This is a genomic window from Klebsiella sp. 141162 (assembly GCF_050600755.1).
Lineage (GTDB): Bacteria > Pseudomonadota > Gammaproteobacteria > Enterobacterales > Enterobacteriaceae > Klebsiella > Klebsiella aerogenes.
In genome coordinates this window covers 143,390-169,323 of the sequence record NZ_JAQIRI010000007.1, presented here as the reverse complement: position 1 = coordinate 169,323, position 25,934 = coordinate 143,390, and the positions used below count along the sequence as shown (strand labels likewise).

20 protein-coding genes are annotated in these 25,934 nt (G+C 56.9%); 5 read left to right on the top strand and 15 right to left on the bottom strand.

Translation table 11 applies throughout. The features are described 5' to 3' along the window. Window positions 1-128: 128 nt before the first annotated feature. From polB to araB, 4 genes are all read right to left on the bottom strand, one after another. Window positions 129-2,486, bottom strand: a complete 2,358-nt coding sequence (gene polB / locus PGR23_RS18710) for a DNA polymerase II (protein ID WP_396279923.1) — start codon at window positions 2,484-2,486, stop codon at window positions 129-131. 537 nt (window positions 2,487-3,023) lie between these two features. Further along, window positions 3,024-3,719: an L-ribulose-5-phosphate 4-epimerase gene (gene araD / locus PGR23_RS18705; RefSeq protein ID WP_045389962.1), complete on the bottom strand. Its 696-nt coding sequence runs from the start codon at window positions 3,717-3,719 to the stop codon at window positions 3,024-3,026. A gap of 314 nt (window positions 3,720-4,033) precedes the next feature. Next, a complete protein-coding gene (araA, locus tag PGR23_RS18700) occupies window positions 4,034-5,536 on the bottom strand; it encodes an L-arabinose isomerase (RefSeq protein ID WP_015368279.1) in 1,503 nt (500 codons plus the stop codon). A 10-nt stretch (window positions 5,537-5,546) separates the two neighbouring features. Further along, window positions 5,547-7,256 carry a ribulokinase gene (araB, locus tag PGR23_RS18695; protein ID WP_063447206.1) on the bottom strand — a complete coding sequence of 570 codons (1,710 nt, stop codon included), beginning with the start codon at window positions 7,254-7,256 and terminating at the stop codon, window positions 5,547-5,549. A gap of 336 nt (window positions 7,257-7,592) precedes the next feature. On the opposite strand from araB, the gene araC reads away from it, so the two are divergent. Both araC and PGR23_RS18685 read left to right on the top strand, forming a co-directional pair. Then, window positions 7,593-8,438 carry an arabinose operon transcriptional regulator AraC gene (gene araC, locus PGR23_RS18690; RefSeq protein ID WP_045389966.1) on the top strand — a complete coding sequence of 282 codons (846 nt, stop codon included), beginning with the start codon at window positions 7,593-7,595 and terminating at the stop codon, window positions 8,436-8,438. 128 nt (window positions 8,439-8,566) lie between these two features. Then, window positions 8,567-9,334, top strand: coding sequence for a DedA family protein (locus PGR23_RS18685; RefSeq protein WP_047042724.1), 768 nt, complete (start codon window positions 8,567-8,569; stop codon window positions 9,332-9,334). Here PGR23_RS18685 and thiQ read toward each other — a convergent pair. From thiQ to sgrR, 4 genes are all read right to left on the bottom strand, one after another. Then, complete coding sequence (thiQ, locus tag PGR23_RS18680; protein ID WP_047078145.1) at window positions 9,321-10,022, bottom strand: thiamine ABC transporter ATP-binding protein ThiQ; 702 nt, start codon at window positions 10,020-10,022, stop codon at window positions 9,321-9,323. The two genes, PGR23_RS18685 and thiQ, sit on opposite strands and share 14 nt — an antisense overlap. Further along, window positions 10,006-11,616 carry a thiamine/thiamine pyrophosphate ABC transporter permease ThiP gene (gene thiP / locus PGR23_RS18675; RefSeq protein ID WP_396279922.1) on the bottom strand — a complete coding sequence of 537 codons (1,611 nt, stop codon included), beginning with the start codon at window positions 11,614-11,616 and terminating at the stop codon, window positions 10,006-10,008. Before thiP ends, thiQ begins: the two co-directional genes overlap by 17 nt. Further along, on the bottom strand, window positions 11,592-12,575 hold the full coding sequence (gene thiB, locus PGR23_RS18670; RefSeq protein ID WP_045389973.1) for a thiamine ABC transporter substrate binding subunit: 984 nt from the start codon (window positions 12,573-12,575) through the stop codon (window positions 11,592-11,594). Before thiB ends, thiP begins: the two co-directional genes overlap by 25 nt. A 288-nt stretch (window positions 12,576-12,863) precedes the next feature. Continuing rightward, complete coding sequence (gene sgrR / locus PGR23_RS18665; RefSeq protein WP_289576187.1) at window positions 12,864-14,519, bottom strand: HTH-type transcriptional regulator SgrR; 1,656 nt, start codon at window positions 14,517-14,519, stop codon at window positions 12,864-12,866. An 87-nt stretch (window positions 14,520-14,606) separates the two neighbouring features. On the opposite strand from sgrR, the gene sgrT reads away from it, so the two are divergent. Together sgrT and PGR23_RS18655 are read left to right on the top strand one after the other, a co-directional pair. After that, window positions 14,607-14,759, top strand: a complete 153-nt coding sequence (gene sgrT / locus PGR23_RS18660) for a glucose uptake inhibitor SgrT (RefSeq protein WP_015704385.1) — start codon at window positions 14,607-14,609, stop codon at window positions 14,757-14,759. Window positions 14,760-14,922: 163 nt separating this feature from the next. Continuing rightward, window positions 14,923-16,107, top strand: a complete 1,185-nt coding sequence (locus PGR23_RS18655) for a sugar efflux transporter (RefSeq protein WP_047042711.1) — start codon at window positions 14,923-14,925, stop codon at window positions 16,105-16,107. A gap of 45 nt (window positions 16,108-16,152) precedes the next feature. Here PGR23_RS18655 and PGR23_RS18650 read toward each other — a convergent pair whose 3' ends face one another. Next, window positions 16,153-17,463 carry an MFS transporter gene (locus PGR23_RS18650; RefSeq protein WP_047042710.1) on the bottom strand — a complete coding sequence of 437 codons (1,311 nt, stop codon included), beginning with the start codon at window positions 17,461-17,463 and terminating at the stop codon, window positions 16,153-16,155. 230 nt (window positions 17,464-17,693) lie between these two features. On the opposite strand from PGR23_RS18650, the gene PGR23_RS18645 reads away from it, so the two are divergent. Continuing rightward, on the top strand, window positions 17,694-18,590 hold the full coding sequence (locus tag PGR23_RS18645) for a LysR family transcriptional regulator (protein WP_045389984.1): 897 nt from the start codon (window positions 17,694-17,696) through the stop codon (window positions 18,588-18,590). Window positions 18,591-18,627: 37 nt separating this feature from the next. Here PGR23_RS18645 and aroD read toward each other — a convergent pair whose 3' ends face one another. The 6 genes from aroD to leuC all read right to left on the bottom strand — a co-directional run bounded on the left by aroD (window position 18,628) and on the right by leuC (window position 25,933). Beyond that, the gene (gene aroD, locus PGR23_RS18640; RefSeq protein ID WP_047042706.1) at window positions 18,628-19,383 is read right to left on the bottom strand and encodes a type I 3-dehydroquinate dehydratase; all 756 of its coding nucleotides are present in this window, start codon (window positions 19,381-19,383) and stop codon (window positions 18,628-18,630) included. A 30-nt stretch (window positions 19,384-19,413) separates the two neighbouring features. Next, window positions 19,414-20,628, bottom strand: coding sequence for an MFS transporter (locus PGR23_RS18635; protein ID WP_047042703.1), 1,215 nt, complete (start codon window positions 20,626-20,628; stop codon window positions 19,414-19,416). Between the two features lie 10 nt (window positions 20,629-20,638). Further along, on the bottom strand, window positions 20,639-21,502 hold the full coding sequence (locus tag PGR23_RS18630; protein WP_045376448.1) for a shikimate dehydrogenase: 864 nt from the start codon (window positions 21,500-21,502) through the stop codon (window positions 20,639-20,641). Between the two features lie 11 nt (window positions 21,503-21,513). After that, on the bottom strand, window positions 21,514-23,547 hold the full coding sequence (locus PGR23_RS18625) for an FAD-dependent oxidoreductase (RefSeq protein ID WP_063413976.1): 2,034 nt from the start codon (window positions 23,545-23,547) through the stop codon (window positions 21,514-21,516). A gap of 369 nt (window positions 23,548-23,916) precedes the next feature. Continuing rightward, a complete protein-coding gene (leuD, locus tag PGR23_RS18620; protein WP_045389996.1) occupies window positions 23,917-24,522 on the bottom strand; it encodes a 3-isopropylmalate dehydratase small subunit in 606 nt (201 codons plus the stop codon). 10 nt (window positions 24,523-24,532) lie between these two features. After that, on the bottom strand, window positions 24,533-25,933 hold the full coding sequence (gene leuC, locus PGR23_RS18615) for a 3-isopropylmalate dehydratase large subunit (RefSeq protein WP_047065212.1): 1,401 nt from the start codon (window positions 25,931-25,933) through the stop codon (window positions 24,533-24,535). Window position 25,934 lies beyond the last annotated feature (1 nt).

The window sequence follows — 25,934 nt, the reverse complement described above, 5'->3', positions numbered from 1 at the left end:
TGTTCGGCTCTTTGTTCTTTAATTGCAGGCAATAGTGCATCCTCAGCATAGTTACGCTGAGGAATCAAAATTGGGTCCAGGAATGGAAAGGGCGCTATGGTACTGGATGCCGCGGTGTTAGTCACCTGTCAAAATAGCCCCAGTTGCCCTGTCACTATTGTAGCAAAGTCGTCGTTGACGAAGGGAAGGATTCCTTCCGCCACCGGCTGCAATTGCTTTGACAGATAGTGATCGTAATCGAGCGGCGACTGCTGGTAATCCACCGGCTCCGGGCCGCCGGTAGTCCAGACGTATTTAATGGTGCCGCGCTGCTGATACTGCTGCGCCCGCCCAAGCTTCGCGTTGTGTTCATCGGCAAGCCTCGCGGCGCGCACGTGCGGCGGCACGTTACGCTGGTACTCCGCCAGCGGTCGGCGCAGGCGCTTGCGATAAACCAGCTGCTCGTCGAGCTCGCCGTTCATTAGTCTTGCGATAGTCTCCCGTACATAATCCTGATACGGCTGATGGCGGAAGATGCGCAGATACAGCTCCTGTTGAAACTGCTGGGCCAGCGGCGTCCAGTCGGTGCGTACCGTCTCCAGCCCCTTGAACACCATGCGCTGGGCATCGCCCTCCTGAATCATTCCGGCATAACGCTTTTTACTGCCGGTATCGGCGCCGCGGATCGTCGGCATTAAAAAGCGGCAAAAGTGGGTTTCATATTCCAGCTCCAGCGCGCTGGTCAGCTGGCTTTTGCCCAGTTCCTGCGCCCACCAGTCGTTAACATAGGCAACAAGTTTGCGGCCGATTTCCGCCGCCTGCGCTTCGCTATGCGGGCGTTTGAGCCAGACGAAGGTGGAGTCGGTATCGCCGTAGATAACGTCATAGCCCTGGGCTTCAATCAGCGCTTTGGTCTGGCGCATGATCGCGTGGCCGCGCATGGTGATCGACGACGCCAGCCGTGGATCGAAAAAGCGGCAGGCGCTGGTCCCCAGCACGCCGTAAAAGGCGTTCATGATGATCTTCAGCGCCTGCGACAGCGGCTTATTATGCTGACGCTTAGCTTCATCGCGGCCGTGCCAGATCTGCCCGACGATGCCTGGCAGGCAGTGCTTTTCGCGCGAGAAGCGGGCGCCGAGAAACCCTTCGGTGCTGTGGCGGTCATCGGGCTGTGCCAGCCCTTCAACCAGGCCGACCGGATCGATTAAAAAGGTGCGGATGATCGACGGATACAGGCTTTTGTAGTCCAGCACCAGCACTGAGTCATACAGGCCGGGGCGGGAGTCCATGACGTAGCCGCCGGGACTGGCCTGCGGGGGAACTTCGCCGAGATTCGGCGCCACGTAGCCCAGCCGGTGCATGCGCGGGAAATAGAGATGGCTGAAGGCGGCGACCGATCCGCCGTGGCGATCGGCGGGCAGACCGTTGACCGTCGCCCGTTCGAGCAGAAACGGCATGATCTCTGTCTTATGAAAGATCCGCGTCACCAGCTCGCAATCCTGTAGGTTATAGGTTGCCAGCGCCGGTTTATCTTCATGGAAACGGCGATCGATTTCGTCCATCCGTTCCCACGGGTTGTCGATAGCTTTACCTTCGCCGAGCAGTTCGCGGGCGACGGCCTCGAGTGAAAATGAGGAGAAGTTCCAGAACGCCGATTTTAGCGCTTCGATGCCGTCGATAATCAGTCGGCCGTTGGCCTGGGCGAAAAAGACGCCGTTCTTAAAACCGTGCTCGCGCCACTCCAGCTCGCTATTGCCGCGGCCGAGCTGCAGCGGGATGCGGTAGCGCTCGGCGTGTTTTTGCAGGACCCGCAGATCGAACTGCACCACGTTCCAGCCGATCAGCACGTCGGGGTCGTGTTCGGCAAACCAGGCGTTGAGCTTTTCCAGCAACAGCGGGCGGCTGGCGACATAGACCAGGCTGAAGCCCACATCCGGCGGCGTAGCGGGCTCGGGGCCTAACATGTAGACCACCCGCTGGCCGCAGCCTTCCAGGCCGATGCAGTAGAGCTCGCCGTGGCGGCTGGTTTCGATATCCAACGAGACCCATTTCAGCGGCGGGCGGTAATCCGGATTAGGTTTCATGCGCGCGTTAACCAACTGCGAACCGCGCGTTTCGCCTTCCACCCAGACCGGGGCGGTGATAAAGCGCTCCATCAGGTAGCGCTCCGGCGGGCGGATATCGCCTTCGTAAACGGTGACGCCGTTTTCACGCAGCTTTTTTTCCAGCCGCATCAGCTGGCGATGGGCGCGGCAGTACAGGCCGAAAACTGGCTGGCGGTGGAAATCTTTTAACGCAAGCGGGGCCAGGCGATAGCCGTTTTCACCTTGCAATAGGCTTTCAGCCTGCCGCCGCTGCGCTTCGGGGATAAACGCGACGGATTCCTGCGGCGGCAGCGTGACCTGCAGCGGGCCGTTATCGGTCGCCAGCCAGAAGGCCAGTTCCGTTCCCTGCGGGGTATCCCGCCAGTGACGGGTGAGTAAAAATCCTGCTTGCGGCTGCGTCACGCGTGCTCTCAACGATAAAAAACCAGGCCTGATTATAGCCTGGTTTCACGATAGGTGCTGGGGTTTTATACAGGCATTCAGCGCCGCGGTTGCCCCGGATTTCTGCTTGCGCCTCATCCGGGCTACGGTTCGTGCCATTGTGAGCTTAAGGTCTCTACCTTGTACCTGTGGCTACTGAAACTGCCGGTGTTGGTGGCCTCAAAATCGCTGAGACGTTCCCGGAAGGCCGGGGCAGCCCGCATGGATGCGGGCTGAGGGCCGTGATTTGCAAGGACGCTGCCTCGGCCCGACCCGAAGCCTGCAGGGATAAGTCGAAGGCACCACGAAGTGGCGATTTTGGTGGCCAGAGCCGGGGAGTACAGAGGGCGGCGGCGACTGGCCGCCCTCTGTGCGCTCCCTGCGCCATGAGAGACATAACGCAGAAAAATTAACCGGGAGCGCAATGTGCTCTGAATTAACACAAAACACACGTTTTTCCCGGACCAAAACAGTTGTAAACCGACAACAGTTTCTACAACATGGCCCAACCAACGGCCGTTACTGGCCGTAGTAGGCTTTGGCCCCGTGTTTACGCAGATAGTGTTTATCGAGCAGCGTCTGCTGCATATCCGGCAGTTGCGGCGCCAGCTGGCGGCAGAAAATTCCCATATAGGCGATCTCCTCCAGCACGATGGCATTATGCACCGCGTCTTCGGCATTTTTTCCCCAGGCGAACGGGCCGTGGGAATGCACCAGCACGCCGGGCATTTGCGCCGGGTCGATGCCCTGCTGACGGAAGGTTTCGACAATCACGTTGCCGGTTTCCCACTCATATTCGCCGTTGATCTCCGCATCGGTCATCAACCGGGTGCAGGGGACCGGGCCATAAAAATAGTCAGCGTGGGTGGTGCCGGTCGCCGGGATAGATTGCCCGGCCTGCGCCCAGATGGTGGCGTGGCGCGAATGGGTATGCACAATCCCGCCAAGCGTCGGGAATGCCTGATACAGCAGGCGATGGGTCGGCGTATCGGAAGAGGGCTTCTTGTTGCCTTCCACCACTTCACCGGTCTCCAGACTGACGACGACCATGTCGTTAGCGGTCATCACTGCGTAATCCACGCCGGAGGGTTTAATAACCAATACCCCTTTGTCACGATCGACGGCGCTGACGTTGCCCCAGGTTAAGGTCACCAGATTATGCTGCGGTAGCGCTAAGTTGGCCTCCAGCACCTGGCGTTTGAGATCTTCTAACATAGTGTGCTCCGAATAGCAGGTGAGTTGGGTTCCCCTCACCCCGACCCTCTCCCAAAGGGAGAGGGAGAAAGATGACACCGCGCCGGTTGGTTCCTTCTCCCCACTCCTCTCCCAAAGGGAGGGGGAAGGTGACACCGCGCCGGGTCGGTTCCTTCTCCCCACTCCTCTCCCAAAGGGGGAGGGGGAAAGGTGACGCCGCGCTCGGTCGGTTCCTTCTCCCCACTCCTCTCTCAAAGGGGAGGGGGAAAGGTGACACCGCGCTCGGTCGGTTCCCTCTCCCCGCTGGGGAGAGGGTTAGGGTGAGGGGCGGCCTCTTAGCGTTTTGAACCGTAATAGACTTCATTCCAGCGCAGCGCGTCTTTGAACGACGGCAGGCGGGTATCGTTGTCGATGACGGTCAGCTCAATATCCTGCAGCTCGGCAAACTGGCGCATATCGTCGAGGGTTAGCGCATGGCTGAAGACGGTATGGTGCGCGCCGCCGGCGATGATCCAGGCTTCCGACGCGGTACGCAGATCCGGCTGTGCCTGCCACAGCGCGTTGGCCACCGGCAGCTTCGGCAGATCGTGCGGCGTCGCGACGGTTTCGATGGTGTTGACCAGCAGGCGGAAGCGATCGCCTAAATCAATCAGGCTGGCGACGATCGCCGGGCCGGTTTGGGTGTTGAAGATCAGACGCGCCGGATCGGCCTTACCGCCAATTCCCAGCGGCTGGACGTCGAGGATCGGTTTCTCGGCGGTAGCGATAGTCGGGCACACTTCCAGCATGTGCGAGCCCAGCACCAGATCGTTGCCGTTGTCGAAGTGATAGGTGTAATCCTCCATAAAAGAGGTGCCGCCCTGCAGACCGGTCGACATCACTTTCATGATGCGTAGCAGAGCGGCGGTTTTCCAATCGCCTTCGCCGGCAAAGCCGTAGCCCTGCTGCATCAGGCGCTGTACGGCGAGACCCGGCAGCTGCTTCAGGCCGTGAAGATCTTCAAAGGTGGTGGTAAAGGCGTGGAAACCGCCTTGCTCAAGGAAGCGCTTCATCCCCAGTTCGATGCGCGCGGCGTCCAGTACGTTCTGGCGTTTATCGCCGTGCACCTGCGCTGCTGGCGTCAGGCGGTAGCTGCTTTCATACTCATCGACCAGCGCGTTGATATCGCCGTCGCTGATGCTATTCACCACCTGCACCAGATCGCCGACCGCCCAGGTGTTGACCGAGAAGCCGAACTTAATCTGCGCCGCCACTTTATCGCCATCGGTTACCGCTACTTCGCGCATGTTATCGCCGAAGCGGCACACTTTCAGATGGCGGGTATCCTGCTTCGAAACCGCCTGGCGCATCCACGCGCCGATGCGCTGGTGCGCTTCTTTATCCTGCCAGTGACCGGTGACGACGCTGTGCTGCTGGCGCATGCGCGCGCCGATAAAGCCAAATTCGCGGCCGCCGTGCGCGGTCTGGTTGAGGTTCATAAAGTCCATATCAATGCTGTCCCACGGCAGAGAGGCGTTGAACTGGGTATGGAATTGCAGCAGCGGCTTGTTGAGGAGCGTCAGGCCGTTAATCCACATTTTCGCCGGTGAGAAGGTATGCAGCCAGACCACTAATCCGGCGCATTTATCATCGTAGTTGGCGTCGCGGCAAATATGCGTGATTTCATCCGGCGTGGTGCCGAGCGGTTTCAGCACCAGCTTGCACGGCAGTTTTGCTTCCGCATTCAGGCTATTCACCACATGTTCGGCATGTTTCGTCACCTGGCGTAGGGTCTCCTGGCCATACAGGTGCTGGCTGCCAATTACGAACCACACTTCATAGTTATCAAAAATCGTCATTTTCGTATCCTTAATGGGTGAGCGCTGCCGGAGATTGCGGGGCGTTTTCCGCCTTTGCAGCCGAAGGGAGATAGTGTTGTTCCGCGCTAGCCGACCACTGCTGGTAGCGCTGATACAGTTGTTCGAAACGTTGCGCCTGCTGCGCGCGCGGCTGCAGGGTGTTTTCCACCTCGCTTGCCATGTTGCGTTGCGCGGCAGGGATATCCGGATAGACGCCCGCGGCGACGGCGGCGAAGATGGCGGCGCCTAACGCGCAGCACTGATCGGAGGCGACAATCTGCAGCGGGCGGTTCAGGACGTCGCAGCAGGCCTGCATGATGACCTGGTTCTTACGCGCAATGCCGCCGAGCGCCATCACGTTATTGACCGGAATGCCCTGATCGGTGAAGCACTCCATAATGGCGCGGGCGCCGAAGGCGGTGGCGGCAATGAGCCCGCCAAACAGCGCCGGGGCGTCGGTGGCCAGATTTAAATCGGTAATAACGCCTTTCAGCCGCTGGTTGGCGTTCGGCGTGCGGCGGCCGTTGAACCAGTCCAGTACCACCGGCAGGTGATCGAGGGACGGATTATTGGCCCAGGCTTCGGTGAGCGCAGGCAGCAGCTGTTTTTGACTGGCTTTGATTGGCTCGCGCAATTCAGGGTGCTGTTGGGCCAGCTGTTCCAGCGGCCAGCCGAGGATACGGCCAAACCAGGCATAGATATCGCCGAAGGCGGACTGACCGGCCTCCATACCGATGAAATCCGGCACCACGCTGCCGTCCACCTGGCCGCAGATACCTTTCACCGTGCGGTTGCCCACGCTCTGTTTATCGGCGATCAGGATGTCGCAGGTGGAGGTGCCGATAACTTTAACCAATGCGTTAGGCTGTGCGCCGGCGCCGACCGCGCCCATATGGCAATCGAAGGCGCCGCCTGAAATCACCACTGTCTCCGGCAGGCCGAGGCGCTGCGCCCATTCGGCGGTCAGGTTGCCGACGGGGAGATCCGCAGTCCAGGTGTCGCGGAATAGCGGCCAGGCAAGGTGGCGGTTGATAATCGGGTCGAGTTCGTCGAAGAAGCTGGCGGGCGGCAGTCCGCCCCAGCTCTCGTGCCACAACGATTTGTGCCCGGCGCTGCAGCGACCGCGGCGGATATCCTGCGGGCGGGTGGTGCCGGAAAGCAGGGCGGGCACCCAGTCACAAAGCTCAATCCACGATGCCGCGGCCTGCGCGACGGCGCTATCTTCGCGAGTGACGTGGAGGATCTTGGCCCAGAACCATTCGCTGGAGTAGATGCCGCCGATATAGCGCGAGTAATCTTCTTTACCCGGCGTGTGGCACAGGCGGGTGATGGCTTCCGCCTCTTCCACCGCGGTATGGTCTTTCCACAGTACGAACATGGCGTTCGGGTTGTCGGCGAACTCTTCGCGCAGCGCCAGCACGTTACCGTCAGCATCAATCGGCGCCGGGGTTGAACCGGTGCTGTCGACGCCGATACCGACCACCATCGCTCGTTGTTCTGCGCTTAATGCCGCCAGGACGCTTTTCAGCGCCGATTCCATCGATTCAATATAATCGCGCGGGTGATGGCGGAAGCGGTTATTCGGCCCATCGCAGAACAGCCCTTCCTGCCAGCGTGGATACCACTCTACGCTCGCGGCCAGCTCCGCGCCGGTAGCGCATTCCACCGCCAGCGCGCGTACTGAGTCACTACCAAAATCGAGGCCAATCGCAATTGCCATCTTGTTACTCCATGCTGAAATCATTCATGCAGCAACAGTAGATATCCCCGGCCAAATCCGTCAGGCCGTATTCGCTAATCTTATGGACTATATTGCTGTCACCTCGCAAAGTGTGACGCCGTGCAAATATTCGATGTGGACTTTCCTGCCGTATTTATAGACACTTTTGTTATGCGCTGGATCAACGCGAAATGCGTGCTGGTAGCGCTTTTTTCGCTCACCGTGCGGGTTTTTGTCTAAATTCCCACCGGTATCGCAGTCGCAACGGCGCGGATGGCGATAAAATGATGAATATGGACAATTGGTGTCAAAAATACCTCGTGGAGAACGACGCTTATGGCCGAAACGCAAAACGATCCGCTGCTTCCGGGCTATTCCTTTAACGCTCATCTGGTCACCGGCCTGACGCCGATTGAGGCGCAGGGTTATCTCGATTTCTTTATCGACCGCCCGCTGGGCATGAAAGGCTATATTCTCAACCTGACGATCCGCGGCGAGGGGGTGATTAACAACCACGGCGAACAGTTCGTTTGTCGCCCCGGCGATATGCTGCTGTTTCCGCCGGGTGAGATTCACCACTATGGCCGCCATCCCGACGCCAGCGAGTGGTATCACCAGTGGGTCTATTTCCGCCCACGCGCCTACTGGCACGAATGGCTTAACTGGCCGACGATCTTCGCTCAGACCGGTTTCTTCCGCCCGGATGAACAGTGGCAGGCGCGGTTTGGCGAGCTGTTCGGGCAGATTGTCGATGCCGGTCAGGGGGCGGGACGTTATTCCGAACTGTTGGCGATTAACCTGCTGGAACAGTTGCTGCTGCGGCGCATGGAGGCGATTAACGAATCGCTGCATCCGCCGCTGGATAACCGGGTTCGCGATGCCTGCCAGTACATCAGCGACCATCTGGCGGACAGCCATTTCGATATCGCCAGCGTCGCCCAGCACGTCTGTCTGTCGCCTTCGCGTCTGTCGCACCTGTTTCGCCAGCAGTTGGGGATAAGCGTACTTGGCTGGCGGGAAGATCAGCGAATTAGCCAGGCCAAACTGCTGTTGAGTACTACCCGGATGCCGATTGCCAGCGTTGGCCGCAACGTTGGCTTCGAAGATCAGCTCTATTTTTCGCGGGTCTTTAAAAAATGCACCGGCGCCAGCCCCAGTGAATTCCGCGCAGGATGTGAATAAAAAGTAAAGAAAGTGAAATGATGACCCGCTTAAATGTCACAGCCAGTAAACTATTAAGACAATTGGTGGCTTGACGGCGACGTGACGGCTCCGGAGAATCCGGGCTTCGTTTTTTAACCGGGTACATTATGCAGGCATTGCTGGAACACTTTATCACCCAATCCACGGTCTACTCATTGATAGCCGTGATGCTGGTGGCATTTCTTGAGTCGCTGGCGCTGGTGGGGCTTATTTTACCCGGCACGGTCATGATGGCTGGCCTGGGGGCGCTCATCGGCAGCGGCGAAGTTAACTTCTGGCAGGCGTGGCTGGCGGGGATTGTCGGCTGCCTGTTGGGAGACTGGATCTCATTCTGGCTCGGCTGGCGCTTTAAAAAGCCGTTACACCGCTGGTCGTTTATGAAAAAAAATCGCGCGCTGCTGGAGAAAACCGAACACGCGCTGCACCAGCACAGCATGGTGACGATTCTGATTGGCCGCTTTGTCGGGCCGACGCGGCCATTGGTGCCAATGGTCGCCGGGATGCTCGACCTGCCGGTGGCGAAGTTCGTGCTGCCGAATATTATTGGCTGCCTGCTCTGGCCACCGCTCTATTTCCTCCCCGGTATTCTGGCGGGGGCGGCGATTGATATTCCTGCCGATGAAAACAGCGCCAGCTTCAAATGGCTGCTGCTGGGCGCGGCGCTGCTGGCGTGGCTGGCGGGCTGGCTGTGCTGGCGGCTGTGGCGGAGCGCGAAAACCTCCGGCGATCGCCTGACCCGTTGGTTACCGCGCGGACGCCTGCTGTGGCTGGCGCCGTTGATGGCGGCGCTGGCGGTAGCGGCGCTAACATTTGTTTTCCGCCATCCCCTGATGCCGGTCTACCTTGAGATCCTGCATAAGGTCATTTCGCGCTAATTCCCAACAGCGCCGAGGCGCTGCTGTTGCCGCTTAACAGATCGTCAGTGGCGCCGTCCCAGGCAATGCGCCCTTCGGCCACCACGATGGAACGAGGCGCAATGCGCGCCGCATCCTCCACGCTGTGCGATACCATTAACAGCGTCAACTGTTGCCGCTGACAGACATCGGCGACCAGCGTCAGCATCTCCTGACGCAGCGCCGGATCGAGCGCCGAGAAGGGTTCATCAAGCAGCAGCACCGGCTGTTGGCGTATCAGACAGCGGGCCAGCGCCGCTCGCTGCCGCTGACCGCCGGAAAGCTCGCCCGGTAGACGATCCAGCAGCGTATCCATTCCCATCTGCCCGGCTATCGCCGTGACCTGCGCGTGCTGCTCGCGGTTCAGCTTCAGGCCGGGGTGGATGCCGAGGCCAATATTCTGCCGGACGGTGAGATGGTTAAACAGGTTGTTCTCCTGAAACAGCATGGAAACCGGACGCTGCGCCGGCGGCGTGGCGTTATGCTTCTCGCCGTCGATCAGCAGGCTGCCGCTGGCCGGCGGCAGAAAACCGGCGATCAGATTCAGCAGCGTGCTTTTGCCGGCGCCGCTGGGACCGAGCACGGCGATGCGTTCTCCGCGCTCGACGCTGAGCGTAAAGCGCATCGGCAAATGCTGATACAGCCAGGTGACATCATTGAGTTTTAGCATCGCGTCCCGGTAGTTTCTCGATCAAAGTAAAAAGGATAAAGCACAGCAACAGTAGCAGGAGCGCGGTGACCGCGCCGTCCTGGCTGCGGTAGGAGCCTATTTGTTGATACAAATAGAAAGGCAGCGTGCGGAAGGATTCATTGCCGAACAGCGCCACCACGCCGAAGTCGCCGATAGACAGCACGCAGGCGAAAGCCAAAGCCTGCGCCAGCGGCCGTTTCAGCGCCCGTAGCTCCACTACCCGCAGCCGGTTAAAACCTTGTAGCCCCAACGACTGACACAAAGCGCCGTAGCGGGCGGCAATATCGCGCATCGGGTTTTCCAGCACCTTCAGGGCATAGGGGATTGCCATCAGCGCGTTGGTAAAGATGACGATGCCGTCGGCGGATTCCGGCAGGCCGACGCTGTTATTGAGCAGCAGGAAAAATCCGGTTGCCAGCACAATCCCCGGCATGGCGAGGATGAGCATGCCGCTGAGTTCCAGCGTCTGCCCGGCCAGCGGCAGATTGCGGGCCCGCAGTTCGCGGCTGCTCCATAGCAGCATCATGGTCAGGATAACGCTAAGCAGACCGGCGGCGAGGGCGATACGCAGCGATGCCCACAGCGCCTGCCATAGCGCGGCTTGGCCGAGCACCTTCGGCAGATTGACGTTGAGGCCATCGACGATTACCGCTAATAGCGGCGGCAGCAACAACAATAGAGCAAGCGCGATCAGCGCGCAATCGCACAGGCGGCTATGCAGACGGTCATCGGGGTCGCGCCAGCCCTGCAGTTGGTTGGCGCCGATCGCCACGGCTTTGCTCAGGCGCTGGCTCAGCAGCACCAGCCCAAGACAGCAGACCATTTGAATAATCGCTAACAGCGCCGCCCGCGCCGGGTCGTAATCAAAGCTTAGCGCCTGATAGATAGCCAGCTCAATGGTGGTGGCCCGCGGCCCGCCGCCAAGTGACAGCACGGTGGCGAAGCTTGCGAAGCACAACATAAAAATCAGCGTAGCCACCGGCAGGATCTGCCGACGCAGCCACGGCCATTCCACAAGGCGGAAGAAGACGAAACCGCGCATGCCGAGCTGTGCGGCGATCTGCCGCTGTTCGCCGGGAATGTTTTCCAGCGCCTGCAGCAGCAGGCGGGTCGCCATCGGCATATTAAAAAACACATGGGCCAACAGGATGCCCTGTAAGCCGTATGGTGAGAAATCCCATTGCCAGCCGAGGGCGTGAAACAGCGCGGCGAGCCACCCCTGGCGGCCATAGACGCTGAGGATGCCGAACACCGCCACCAGAACCGGCAGGATCAACGTCATCGCGCACAGGCGCAGCAGCAGCGTGCGCCCCGGAAAGCGGCGGCGATACAGGGCGCGGGCAAGGAACATCGCCGGCACCACCGAAAATAGCGCCGACAAAAAAGCCTGCCAGAAAGAGAAACGAACGACGTGCCAGAGATAGCTATCGCTGAGGATCGTCTGCCAGGGGGCCTGCGGCGCTTCCAGCCACAGCGCCAGAAACGCCGCCAGCGCCACGATGACCAGTAAGCAGGCCGCCGCGGCGCCGGGGATCAGCCAGCCGAAACTTAGCGGCTGACGGCGCGTTGCCATGAACCGATCCAGTTTTGACGTTCAGCGGCGACCTGCTGCGGGGTGAACTGCAGCGTGGTTTGCGGTTTGGTTAGCTTATTGAAGTCGGCCGGCAGCGCGACCTGAGTTACCGGGTACATCCAGTTGCCGGTGGGGATCGCGTTCTGGAAGCCAGGCGAGACCATAAATTTCAGGAACTTCTCCGCCAGTTCCGGCTGCTTGCTGGCGGCGGTACGCGCGGCGACTTCAACCTGCAGATAGTGGCCTTCGGTAAAGTCCGCCGCCGCATAATTATCTTTTTTCTCTTCGATGAGGTGATAAGCCGGCGAGGTGGTATAGCTCAACACCAGGTCGCTTTCGCCTTTCAGGAACAGGCCGTAGGCTTCGCTCCAGCCCTTGGTGACGGTGACGGTTTTGGCCGCCAGCTTCTGCCAGGCTTCCGGCGCCTTATCGCCATACACCTTTTGCATCCACAGCAGCAGGCCGAGCCCCGGCGTACTGGTGCGCGGGTCTTCATAAATCACGCGCCATTTCTGCGGGCTCTCGACCAGCTCTTTCAGGCTTTTCGGCGGGTTTTTCAGCTTGTTTTTGTCATACACGAAGGCGAAGTAGCCGTAGTCGTAAGGCACGAAGGTGTCGTTATCCCAGCCGCCAGGTACGGTGACCGCGCTGCCCGGAACGCCGCTTTTGGCAAACAGTTTGCTCTGCGCCGCGGCTGCCAGCAGATTGTTATCAAGGCCGAGCACGACATCAGCTTTGCTGTTTTTGCCTTCCATTCGCAACCGGTTAAGCAGCGATACGCCATCTTCGAGGGCGACGTATTTCAGCTCGCAGCCGCAGTCGGCCTCGAAGGCCTTTTTCACCGCCGGGCCAGGACCCCAATCGGCGGAGAACGAATCGTAGGTGTAAACGGTCAGGATCGGTTTAGCAAAGACCGGGGCGGCGACCAGCGCCAGCAGGGGAAGCAGTTTTTTCAACACTTTGCACCTCAGTATATGGGGAGGCAAAGGATTTTGAGTAGGCCTCAAATCCCTTCGCCGGCGTTATCCGGATCAGGTTCGACGGGTATTTTCTCAGCCCATACGCTTCATCCTTCAAGCCGCATCTGCGTTAGCTTCGCGCGTTCACCCCAGTCACATAGTTATCTATGCTCCAGGGGATTCACCCGCTTGCTGCCTTGATGCAACTTGAATGATATTGCGTATGTTTATTAGCACCCCGTTGAGAACGGCGATAGTGTAATGATTTTGTTAGTTGACGCAAAGCATTCAGGGCTCCGGCGGGGCGAACCAGGCCGATTTAAAGTCAAACCAGCCGAGGGTGTTCATGCGCACGCCGCGCATACTGCGCTGGCCCTGAATCATCAGCCAGTGGTGGATCAGCGGGACAATATGCTGCTTCTCCAGCAGTTGCTGGCTCCAGGTCGCCGGGTTGAACTCCCCTGCGCGCCAGCGGTTGGCGTCTGCCTCCCAGTCGATGGGAATGCAGTGATGCATCAGCGGCACTTCATATAAATAGGCGAACAGGGAAAAATCGATCGGCAACGTGAAATTGACGCTGTTGAGCCAGATATCGCTCACCGTTTCGCCGCGATGCCAGTCATCGTACTCCAGCTCCTGAATGTTCAGCTTTACCTGATGTTCCGCCAGCAGCGCCCGCATGATCCCGCCAATGACCCGATGTTCCACATGATCGCGGTAGTAGGTGAGGGTGACTGACTCGAGGCCGGCTGGTTTTTCACAGGCATGGCTGCGGGCGTGGTGCCAGCGCGGCAGCAGACCGTAGGCCGGAAACCAGTTGCCTTGATAGTGTTCACCGGCGTGATACAGCAGGTTGGCGGGCTGGAACAGATAACTTAACCAGCGGCGCACGTCATCATTACCGCCCAGCGGGCTGCGGCTATCAAAGAGCAGGTAATAGCACCCCTCTTCCAGGCGGCTCTCTACGGCTTTTTCGCTTTCGGTATTCCCCTGCAGGGTTAAACCGCCGTTGGGTTCTTCGCTAATTTCCGGTAGCACCCAGACGTTAACCTCATCGATTAGCGCCCGGTAGCCGAAGTATTCTTCGAAGGCATGGATTTTCAACTGATTTTGATTATTGCGCGCGACCGCGTAAGGTCCGGTACCGATGGGCATACTGGAAAAATTATCCATCGTGCGCCATTCCTGCGGCAGCACCATTGCCGGGACCTGCCCTAACAGCCAGGGCAGCCAGCGGTCCGGCTGGCTGAGGTGAATATCCAGCGTCCAGGCGGTCGGCGAGACGATGCGCTCAATATGGGAAAATAGCGGCAGTTCGCTGCTGCGCTGTAGCGAAGAGATAACGTCGGCCATCTCCAGCTCGCGGCCATGATGGAAATGAATGCCGGGACGCAGGAAAAAGCGCCAGTGATTAGGCAAAATTTGTTGCCAGTGGTGGGCAATATCGGCCTCCAGTTCCCCATTTTCCTCATTTACCCGCGTCAAAGCGCTAAAAATTTGCCGCGCGATATGGGTCTCCGAACGGCGCAACGCGCTGCCGGGCAGCAGATTTTTCATCGGCCGATAGTAGAGCACGCGCAGGATGTGGCGCCCCTGGCGGAAGCTGCGTCCCAGATGGGAGATCAACATTTGCCTGACCGCCGTTTTATCACCTACCAGTTGTACCAGCTGATCGATGCGATCCTGCTCCAGCAGATCTTCGGCGCGCTGCTGCTGTAGCGCCAGACCGGTATAAAGGAAGGTCAACCTGGAGCGCTTGCCACGCCCGGCTTCAGATTCCCACGCCAGCCAGCCGCGCGCTTCCATCAGATTGAGCAAGGTGCGCATATGGCGGCGCGAACAGCTGAGCATTTCCGCCAGTTCGTTGAGGGTGGTCTGCTGCGACCTGCCATCGCAGCATTGCCACAGGCGGATGAACTGTTGTTGCAGACGGCTGGAAGGCATAAAAGAGGAACTCCTGACGAAAACTCAGCAATTTATGAGTTCCTATATTAAGCCAATAATGAACCTCGATGAAGTAAGGAGATGAATATGACGAGGTCAACCACTAAGCAGTTCTATCAACGGTACTTTTCTGCGACGCAGGGCGCGTCCTGGCTGGCCCGCCAGTTAGCAGGAAGGCAGCAGAAAATGCTGGAGGAATTGATGCAGTGGGGAGTTACGTCGCCGACCTCCGATCGTTGACTTGCCGACATCATGTGTGACTGAGTATTGGTGTTATACTCGCCGTCTTTCAGGCTGCAAGCGCATTGGCTGCAACTCGAAATCCACAGAGTATAGAATCACCCGCCAGCAGATTGCTTCTGCTGGCTTTTTTCGTTTACTTCGCGTGTGTTAAGGATATTTCATGCTGTGGTTGATGACGATGGGGCGACGGTTAAACGGCGTCTACGCCGCCTTTATGCTGGTGGCTTTTATGATGGGCGTGGCCGGGGCGCTGCAGGCGCCGACGCTCAGTCTATTTCTTAGTCGTGAAGTCGGCGCGCAGCCGTTCTGGGTCGGCCTGTTTTATACGGTGAATGCGATTGCCGGTATCCTGGTGAGCCTGGCGCTGGCCAAACGATCCGATAGCCGCGGCGATCGTCGGCGGTTAATTATGTTCTGCTGCCTGATGGCGGTGGGTAACGCGCTGCTGTTCGCTTTCAACCGCCATTATCTGACGCTTATCACCTGTGGCGTGATGCTGGCGTCGGTCGCCAATGCGGCAATGCCGCAACTGTTTGCTCTTGCCCGCGAATACGCCGATAGCTCTGCTCGCGAAGTGGTGATGTTCAGCTCGGTGATGCGCGCCCAGCTGTCGCTGGCGTGGGTCATTGGCCCGCCGCTGGCTTTTATGCTGGCGTTAAATTATGGCTTTACGACCATGTTTTCCATCGCCGCCGGGATTTTTGTCATCAGCCTGGCGCTGATTGCCTTTAAGCTGCCTTCGGTGGCGCGAGTGACGCAACTGCGGGAAGGCAGCAGCCTGCCGGAACTGGAAGGCGGCTGGCGCGATAAAAACGTCCGCATGCTATTTATCGCCTCAACGCTGATGTGGACCTGCAACACCATGTATATCATCGATATGCCGTTGTGGATCAGTAGCGATCTTGGCCTGCCGGATAGCCTGGCGGGGATACTGATGGGCACGGCCGCCGGTCTTGAAATTCCGGCGATGATCCTGGCCGGCTACTACGTTAAGCGTTGGGGTAAACGCAAAATGATGGTGGCGGCAGTCGCCGCCGGCGTGTTGTTCTATGTGGGGCTGATTATGTTCCATGGCCGCACGGCGCTGCTGGCGCTGCAGCTATTCAACGCCATCTTTATTGGTATCATCGCGGGGATCGGCATGTTGTGGTTCCAGGACCTGATGCCGGGGCGCGCCGGGGCGGCGACCACGCTGTTTACCAACAGTATCTCCACCGGGGTTATTCTGGCCGGGGTGATTCAGGGGGCGCTGTCGCAAAGCTATGGTCACGCCAGCGTCTACTGGACAATCGCGGCGATTTCGCTGCTGACGCTGTTTTTGACCAGCCGGGTGAAAGATATTTAAGTCAATCTCCCGCGCCGGCCATGCTGGCCCGGCGCGGAGAGAGCGTTACTTCAGTACGATTCGCTTGATGTCGCCGATGATAAAGATGTAGGCAATTACCCCGATCAGGGCGGTCACTCCAACGTAAATGAGGGCGTAAAAGAAGTTACCGGTGGCTGATATAATCACGCCAATGATGAGTGGCGCGATAATTGATGCCAGGTTGGCGCAGAAATTAAATATACCGCCGGTCAACCCAGCCATATTATCTGGGGCAATATCAGATATTAACGTCCAGCCCAGACCAACCATTCCCTGACCAAAGAAAGCGATCGACATAATAATAATTACCGTCGAATTCGCGCTCACCCAATTGGCGGCGATAATGCAACTGGAAAGCAATAATCCAGAAATTATTGGAAGTTTTCGGCTTATATTGGCTGAGCCCGTACGCTTAAGTAGCCTATCGGAAAGCCAGCCGCCGAAGATGATGCCAACCGCGGCGGCCAGGAATGGCCAGGTGGCGAAAAAGCCCACGTGAAGCCACGGCAAGTGGCGTTCGTTGGCCAGATAAGTAGGGAACCAGGTAAGGAAAAAGACCAGCGTAGTGTTACCAGCAAACTGCCCCAGACTGGCGCCGATAATTTGCCGACAGCAGAGTAATCGTTTGGCATCACGCCAGTTAAATGGAATGTTTTCACTCTTATTGGCAACCTGGTCGGCGCCAATATAATCCAGTTCTGCTTTATTTGCCGTTTTCGATTCATGCGGCTCATGATAAAAACGCCACCATACGAAAGTGAATAAAATTCCTAGCCCGCCGGTTAGAAAAAATAAGGTGCGCCAGCCATGATGTTCCAGGATTAAAAATAACAATGGCGAGAAGGCGGCTAACCCAATATATTCGCCTACTGTATAGGTAGCGGTGGCTCTGGCCCGTTCATGCTGGGGGAACCATTTGCTGACGATGCGGCTATTGGCCGGAAAGCAGGGTGCCTCGCTGACGCCTAGCCCCAGACGCAGAAGGAGCAATGATTTCAGCCCCAGCGAGAAGCTTTGCAGCAGGGTAAACAGCGACCAAAAGAAGATGGACAGGGCGTAGGTCAATTTATTACCGAAACGGTCTAAAAACATGCCGCCAGGAATTTGCGCCAGCGCATAAGTCCAGGCAAAAGCGGAAAAAACAATGCCCATCATCGCCGGGTCGATATGGATTTCAGTGGTTAATTTTGGAGCAACGATTCCAAGAATGGTACGATCGAGATAATTAATCATCGTACCCAGCGATAAGAGCGATAAAATAAAAATACGCGTTCTGCTTCTTTTTAGCGCGCCGGGCGATGACGCCAGGCTACCCTGAGAGTCAGGTATACACATATAGATTTCCTTTAAAGTTTAAAATATTTTTGCATGTATTAATGCATGCAGAAATACTCTAATGATTCATAGACTGTGTCTATGAATGGCAACGCCTTGTTACGCACAAAAGAAAATATCAAATAATATTTGATGGGAATCTGATATTGGCTCGTTGTAGCGTATTATCCACCTGCCGCATGGTATATTAGGCGCAGTGGTTTTATTCTTATATTATACGGACAAAAATAATGAACCTGAAGCAACTTTATTATTTTAAGCGATTGAGCGAGACGGAACATTACACCGAGGCGGCATCCAGCCTGTTCATCACTCAACCCTCGTTAAGCCACGCCATATCTGAGCTGGAGAAGGAGTTGGGTGTGGCGCTGTTCGCCAGAAAAGGCCGCAACGTCAAAATTACGCAAAGCGGTAAACGTTTTTTACCCTATGTGGAAGATGCGCTCGCTTCTTTAGAGAATGGGCGCCTGACGCTGCAAAACAATGATAGTGAAAAGAAAGAGAATATTCGTATCGCCTTTATTTATACGATGGGTGAATTTGTTGTTCCGCAGTTAATTAATAAATACACTAATTCACCATCCAGTCACAAGGTGACTTTTTCCTTCACGCAAGGCACTTCACTTTCGTTATTACAAGCATTAAAGGCAGGAAAAACCGATCTGGCGATTTGCTCATATATTGCCGATGAACCAGACATCGATTTTATTCCCATCATTCAGCAGGAGCTGGTGGTGGTGACGGCGAAAGATCACCCGCTTGCCCGATTGTATGAAAATGAGGTCGATTTGGTTGAGACGATTCACTATCCCTATATCTACTTCTCAGAAAACAGCGGTCTGCGGCCTTTTATTGATAATGTCTTCATGCAGCAAAAACTGGTGCCGGATATCGCCTGCTACGTCGATGAAGATACCGCGATGGCGGGGTTAGTTAGCATCGATTATGGCATTGCGATTATGCCGAGGATCTCCGCGCTGGCAAATTATAACGTGCACATTCTGAAAATAAAAAATGAGATTCCCCCTCGTTATATCTACCTGGCAACGATGAAGGAAAGGGTACTTTCCTCAGCGATTCAATCATTTAAAAACGTCATTATTAATGATAGCCAGAGAATCAACTGAGTAAGCGCCCGGAGACTGGCTCCGGGCGGCATGGTTATCAGGACAGTATGTCCATCAGCTCACGCAGCTTTGCAATGGCAATCTGGCCCGGCGCGGAGGCCTGGCCGACGGTGCCAAAGGTCATCGCTGAACCGAACAAGCGACCTGTTACCCGGCTCACGCCGCCGGATTTGCCCATCGACATGGTGATCAGCGGGCGCGTCGCATATTTCTCTTTCATGGTCAGCGTGGCGGAAAGCAGAGTGAGTACGTCCTGAGGCGACTGCGGCATCACCGCGATCTTCGGCAGATCGGCACCCAGATCCTGCATTCGACGCAGGCGATAGATAATATCTTCCTGTGCCGGCGTTTTATGGAAATCATGGTTGCTCATGATCACTTTTACGCCGGCCTGATGGGCGTCGTTCACCAGCGCGCGAATTTGCGCTTCATCGTTAAACAGCTCGATGTCGATAACATCGGCGAATCCGCTTAGCGCCGCCTGGCGGTTAAGTTCAAAGTACGCTTCGTCACTGATTTCCGTTTCGCCGCCTTCTTTCTTACTGCGGAAGGTGAACAGCAGCGGCAGAGCTTTCAGCGTATGGCGGATTTCCGCCAGCGCGGCCAGCACCTGGGGGATTTCCCGGACGTGGGTAAAATGGTCAACGCGCCATTCGATAATATCAGCGCCGGCGTCAACCAGGCCCTGAGCATTAGTCAGCAGCTCATCCAGCGTTTTTCCGATCAGCGGTACGCAAACTAAGGTTTCGCCTTCCTTGAAGGTGATGTTCTTTACGGTTACTGCAGTTGTCATGTAGGTATCCATTATTGTTGTCGTTGAACCTCAGGCGGTGACGGTGGTGCGGGACATTCTTTGCGCCGCGCGCGCCTGAAGTTGACGATAGCCGATGTACAGGGCGATCACAAAGCCAATGACGGCGATCAGGAAATCAAACCACATAATGCTGGCAATGCTAATCTGCGAAAGCCTGGCGGTGATAAGCGGGATCGTGAAGCTCGCGATGCTGCCAGCGGTGTAGAAGATCCCCGTCGCCTTGCCCTTGCCATTCGGAAAGCTCATCGCCATGATGGTCGCTCCCAACTGCAGTACCCCGCCGGCAGCGGCAAAGCCGATGACGAAGGCGAAGCCGGTCACCATCACCGGTGTCGGGAACAGGCACACTAACAGCAGCGAGACCATCGACAGACAGGTATAGATGATCATGGCCACCGCTGAGCTGAACACCTCTTTGACAAAGGCGGCGGTCACGAAGACGCAGACCAGCGAACCGACGGTGTAGATGCTCAGCAGCTTGATCGCCGAGGCATAAGGCATGCCGACCACGAACTGACCATATTGCGCCAGCCATTGACTGACCAGGTAAAAGGTTGCCATGCCGATATAGCCGTACAGGGTAAAGACAACCATATCCAGTTTGTTGGCTTGCGGCTTAGCGGAAGCTTCTGTCTGCGCCGTTGGAGTCTCTTCCTTTTTGGCCGCCTGGCTGTCGGGGAACGGCATCTTGAGCAGATAAATTGCACTCAGTACAAACAGTGCCGCCGCGATCACAAACGACCAGCCGAACCACAGATTCGCCCATATCAGCAGGCTGATAATGAATGGCAGCAGGAACTGCCCTGCGGAAACGAAGGCTTTGATGAGTACGTTAGCGCGGCTGGCGGAGTGCGGGAACGACTCCATCAGCGCCGGATAGGTTCCGGAGTCGAGGAAGCTGTTCGCCAGACCGGCCATGATGCCAAACACGTAGGCCAGATAGATATTTTTGGTCAGCAGAATGCCGACGAAAAAGATCAGGTAGCTGAGGATCCCAAGATAGATAAAGGGCTTACGACCAAAGCGATCCGACAAAAAGCCGGTCACGATCGTCGCCAGCTTACCGATACCTAATGAGGAGATAACGATCGATACGCCAGCGGCGTCTGTTCCCCACTGTTCCTGAAGATGGGCCATGTTGAGGGTGATTAAAAGCACCCCCATGCCGTGGATCAGGTAGTTGAGATACAGCCCTGCCGCAGTAGGGATGTATTTGTTTTTCATCTCTTGCCTCTTAGAACAGAATGCTCTTGACGTAGTCAACCGGCATCTCTTTGCCCGTCCAAATTTCGAACGCGCGCGCGCCTTGCCACAGCATCATTCCCAGGCCGTTGAGGGTCCGGCAGCCTTTTTTCTCCGCCACTTCCAGCAGATGGGTTTTACGCGGGTTATAGACGACGTCGGAGACAATCAGGTCCGGGCGCAGGAAGCTGTCGTTTGGCAGCAGCATCTGGCCTTCGAATGGTTTCATACCGACGCCGGTGGCGTTGGTGAGGATCACGCTGCTGTCGATTTCGGCGCGCAGCTTGTCATGATCGTCGAGATCGAAGAGATGGATCTCGCAGTCGGTGTTGTCGCGGATCTTGGCGACGGTCTGCTCGGCATTGGCGAAGAACTTGTCTTTACGGTTGAAGATCGAGATGGCCTTCACGCCGTCGAGCGCGGCCTGTACGCTGATGGCGGTAGCCGCGCCGCCTGCGCCGAGGATGGTCATCTTCTTGCCAATGATATCGATACCGGCTTCTGACAGCGCGCGCATATAGCCGGTGCCGTCGGTAATGTGGCCGGTTAACACGCCATTATCGTTGACGACGGTATTGACCGCGCCGACCAGCTGCGCCGCCGGCGAAAGCTTGTCGAGATACTGGCAAATTTCGGTTTTATTCGGCATCGAGACGTTGTAACCACGCAGTTTTAGCGCGCGGAAACCCTGCACGACATCTTTTAGCTCCTGGTTATCGACCTCGAATGCCAGGTAGGCGTAATCGAGGCCAAGATGGGCAAAGGCTTCGTTGTGCATGGTCGGCGACATGCTGTGACGAATCGGGGTAGCGATTAGGCCAATCAGTTCGGTATGACCGGTAAGACGTTCTGCCATGATAAATATCCTCAATATGTTAAAAATGGAATCTGTTGCGCTTCGCGATTGCCGAGTACGCCCATGTCTTCGAGTATCTCCAGCACGTTGCGGCCTTCGCGCACGCCGTCGATAATTCTCCGGGCCGACAGGCTGTCGCCGATATTCATGATTTTTACGTTGTTGGCGGCGGCCCACTGGGCGATATCGTCGAGACCTGCGCGGTTGGCGCGCATTCCCAGGCATACAAAGCCATAGTCGAAGGGAATGTCGAACGTGCCGTTGACGGTATTAACGGTGAAATGGTCTGGAGCGACGGCGGTTAATCGGGTCTGCATGTGTTGCTCCACCTGGTGTTCTTCCAGCATGGTCAACATCGCGTTTTTGGTAATAATGTCGAGGTCCTGTCCCGGCGCGTCCTGCATTTCAATCAGCACCGTCTCGGCGCCGCGCGCTGAGAAGTATTCAATGACGTCCAGGCCGACGGCGCCGCCGCCAACCACGACGATGCGTTTACCTGCGGCATCGGCAAAGGCGTCAAGGTGTTCAATCATGCCGGTTATTGAAAACAGGCGGCCACCTTCGGCGTCAATGTTCTCGCGCAGGCCTTCGATAGGCGGCAGCAGAGGAACCGAGCCGGTGGCGTTGACGATGAGCTGTGGATGCAGCGCGGCGACTGAAGCGACATCGGCGCGTTTACCGACCTGCAGCATCAGATTACTGAGCCCGGAAAGGCGGTTTTTCATAAACTGCGGGAAATCGGCGATGCGCTTTTTCTCCGGCAGCAGCGCAATGGTGCTGGCCAGTCCGCCGACGTGGCTTTTCTCTTCCAGCAGCCAGGTGTTACAGCCGACTTCCGCGGCGGTGCAGGCGGCTTCCATTCCTGCAGTGCCGGCGCCGATTACCACAACGTTGGTTTCGCGCGAAACACGCTGCTGCTTGTAAGCGTCGCCGTGGATGATGTCCGGGTTGATCGAGCAGCGCAGCGGACGAGAACGGGCGATGCGGTGATCCGCGCAGCCGATATTGCAGGAGATGCATTTACGCATCAGACGCTCATTGCCGCTTTGTACTTTCTGTACCCATTCAGGCTCGGCAATCAAACCACGACCAATGGCGATCAGATCGGCATCGCCGCTGGCGAGGATATCTTCGGCGATTTTTGGCGAACGAATGTTGCCGGCGATGACCGTCGGCTTATGGAATTTATCGCGTACCGCGCGAGAGAGGTAGCGCTTCCAGCCGTCTTCCAGCGACATCTGGTCGATTTGTAAATTCAGGTTATCGTTCTGCGCGGCAGAGACGTTAATAATGTCGACCTTATCCTGGCACAGCTCGAGGATGCGCAGCGAATCTTCCAGCGTGTTGCCGCCCTTTAAGAAATCGTCGGCGCTGATGCGCAGGCTTATCGGGAAACGTGGTCCAACGCAGGCGCGAACCTTATCGATAATCAGGCTTAATATGCGGGTGCGGTTTTCGATACTGCCGCCGAATTCGTCGGTACGTTTATTAAATAGCGGCGACAAAAACTGGCTAATTAAATAGGAATGGCCGCCATGAATTTCTACGCAGTCAAAACCGGCGCGGCGTACGCGCTCAGCGGCGTCGCCAAATTTGTCTACCGCGTGATAAATTTCCTCGTGAGTCATTGGCCGCGGAATATTACCGTGCTTTTTCGACGGCGTGCTGGATGCCGAAAGCGGCGTCTGCCCATTCAGGCGATAAGCATAAGCCGAAGCGCCCGCGTGATTCAGCTGAATCGCTACGCAGGCGCCGTGTTTATGGAGGGTTTCGGTTAATTTAAACAGGCGCGGAATATATTGATCGTTATCGATACGTAACTGCGTCGTGCCATTGGAGGCGAAGGGAAAATCAATGCAGATATTTTCCACGGTAATGAGCCCGGTGCCGCCTTTCGCCCGCAGTTCGTAGTATTCAAGCTGCTCCTGCGAGACTTCGCCATTCAGAGTGGCCATATTGGTACCCATCGGCGGCATGATAATGCGATTTTTTATGGTCATCCCGTTGATGGTTAGCGGGCTGAATAGATGAGGATAGTGGCTCATTTAGGCTCTCCACAAGAACGGCAGGCGGCCCACGATGTGAGGCAGGCGACGTGACGTATCTAAAGTTAATATTTCTCTGTCAGGAAAGATAACGAGCCGGGGAGGGGAAAAATAATGCTTTTTTTTGTGCTGAGCTATAGGGGTTTTCTATGGAGTTAACTGTTAATTCACATATTAGGCGGTTTGTTTTAAATACTTCTGCTGATTATTTACTTGTCATTGTGGATATAAACAAAAATAGCCCGGTTACGCCGGTATAAATGCACGATAAGGGACGGGAAGGATAAATTTATCTATAAATTATACGTAGTCATGTGCGCCAGAGAGGAGCACAAAGAGAAAGCCCGGCTTGCTCGCCGGGCTTAAAGGTTAGTTCATAAAGGCGGGCTGTTGACGCTCGTAGGCGGAAATCGCCTCTTCATGCTGCAGCGTCAGGCCGATGCTATCCAGACCGTTGAGCATGCAGTGGCGGCGGAAGTCGTCGATTTTAAAGCTGTAGGTTTTATCCCCGGCTTTAACCACCTGCGCTTCAAGATCTACTTCAAAGCTGATGCCCGGGCTCGCCTGTACCAGCTTGAACAGCTCGTCCACCTGCTCATCGCTGAGCGTCACCGGCAGCAGTTGGTTATTAAAGCTGTTGCCGTAAAAGATATCGGCAAAGCTTGGCGCAATCACCACTTTGAAACCGTAATCGGTCAACGCCCACGGCGCGTGCTCGCGCGAGGAGCCGCAGCCGAAGTTTTCACGCGCCAGCAGGATAGACGCCCCTTTATATTGCGGGAAGTTCAGCACGAACTCCGGGTTCGGTTGCTGCCCCTGGTCGTCGAGGAAACGCCAGTCGTTAAACAGGTGCGCGCCAAAGCCGGTACGCGTCACTTTCTGCAGGAACTGCTTAGGAATGATCGCATCGGTATCGACGTTTGCGGCATCCAGCGGAACCACCAGGCCAGTATGTTGGGTAAATTTCTCTGCCATGATGGTCTCCTTATTTCAAGTTACGGATATCGGCGAAATGGCCGGTCACCGCTGCCGCCGCGGCCATCGCCGGGCTGACTAAATGGGTGCGTCCACCGCGGCCTTGACGGCCTTCAAAGTTACGGTTGCTGGTAGAGGCGCAACGTTCGCCGGGATTCAGGCGGTCGTTGTTCATCGCCAGGCACATGGAGCAGCCCGGTAAGCGCCATTCAAAACCGGCGTCGATGAAAATCTTATCCAGACCTTCGGCTTCCGCCTGCGCTTTCACCGGGCCGGAACCGGGAACCACCAGCGCCTGTACGCCCGGCGCCACTTTACGCCCTTTGGCGATTTCCGCCGCCGCGCGTAAATCTTCGATTCGCGAGTTAGTGCAGGAACCGATAAAGACTTTATCGATCGCGACCTCGGTCAACGGCACGCCGGATTTCAGCCCCATATAGGCCAGCGCTTTCTCGGCGCTGGCGCGTTCGACCGGATCGCTGAACGATGCCGGATCCGGGATAATATCGGTGACCGAGATGACCTGGCCTGGATTGGTGCCCCAGGTAACCTGCGGCGCAATCTCTTCCGCCTGCAGCGTGACTACGGTATCGAAGGTGGCGTCATCGTCGGTTTTCAGCGTTTTCCAGTATTCCACCGCGTCGGCGAAATCCTGGCCCTTCGGCGCGTGCAGGCGACCCTGCACGTAATTGAAGGTCGTCTCGTCCGGCGCGACCAGACCCGCTTTGGCGCCCATTTCGATTGCCATATTGCACAGGGTCATACGGCCTTCCATGCTCAGGTCGCGAATGGCTTCGCCGCAGAATTCGACCACGTGACCGGTACCGCCGGCGCTACCGGTTTTGCCGATGATCGCCAGTACAATGTCTTTGGCGGTAATGCCCGGCGCCGCTTTGCCACGAACCTCGATTTTCATGGTCTTCGCGCGACCCTGTTTCAGGGTCTGGGTCGCCAATACGTGTTCCACTTCGGATGTGCCGATACCGAACGCCAGCGCGCCGAACGCGCCGTGTGTGGCGGTATGGGAGTCACCGCAAACAATGGTCATCCCCGGCAGGGTGACGCCCTGTTCCGGGCCCATGACGTGTACGATGCCCTGGAACGGGTGATTTAAGTCATACAGCTCAACGCCAAACTCTTTGCAGTTCTTAATCAGCTCCTGCATCTGAATACGGGCCATTTCGCCGGAGGCGTTGATATCTTTGGTCTGCGTTGAGACGTTGTGATCCATGGTGGCGAACGTTTTGCCCGGCTGGCGCACCGGACGACCGTGCGCGCGCAGGCCGTCAAACGCCTGCGGAGAGGTGACTTCGTGCACCAGATGGCGGTCAATATACAGCAGCGGGGTTTCGTTCTGCGCTTCGTATACCACATGCGCATCAAACAATTTTTCGTATAACGTCTTCGCCATG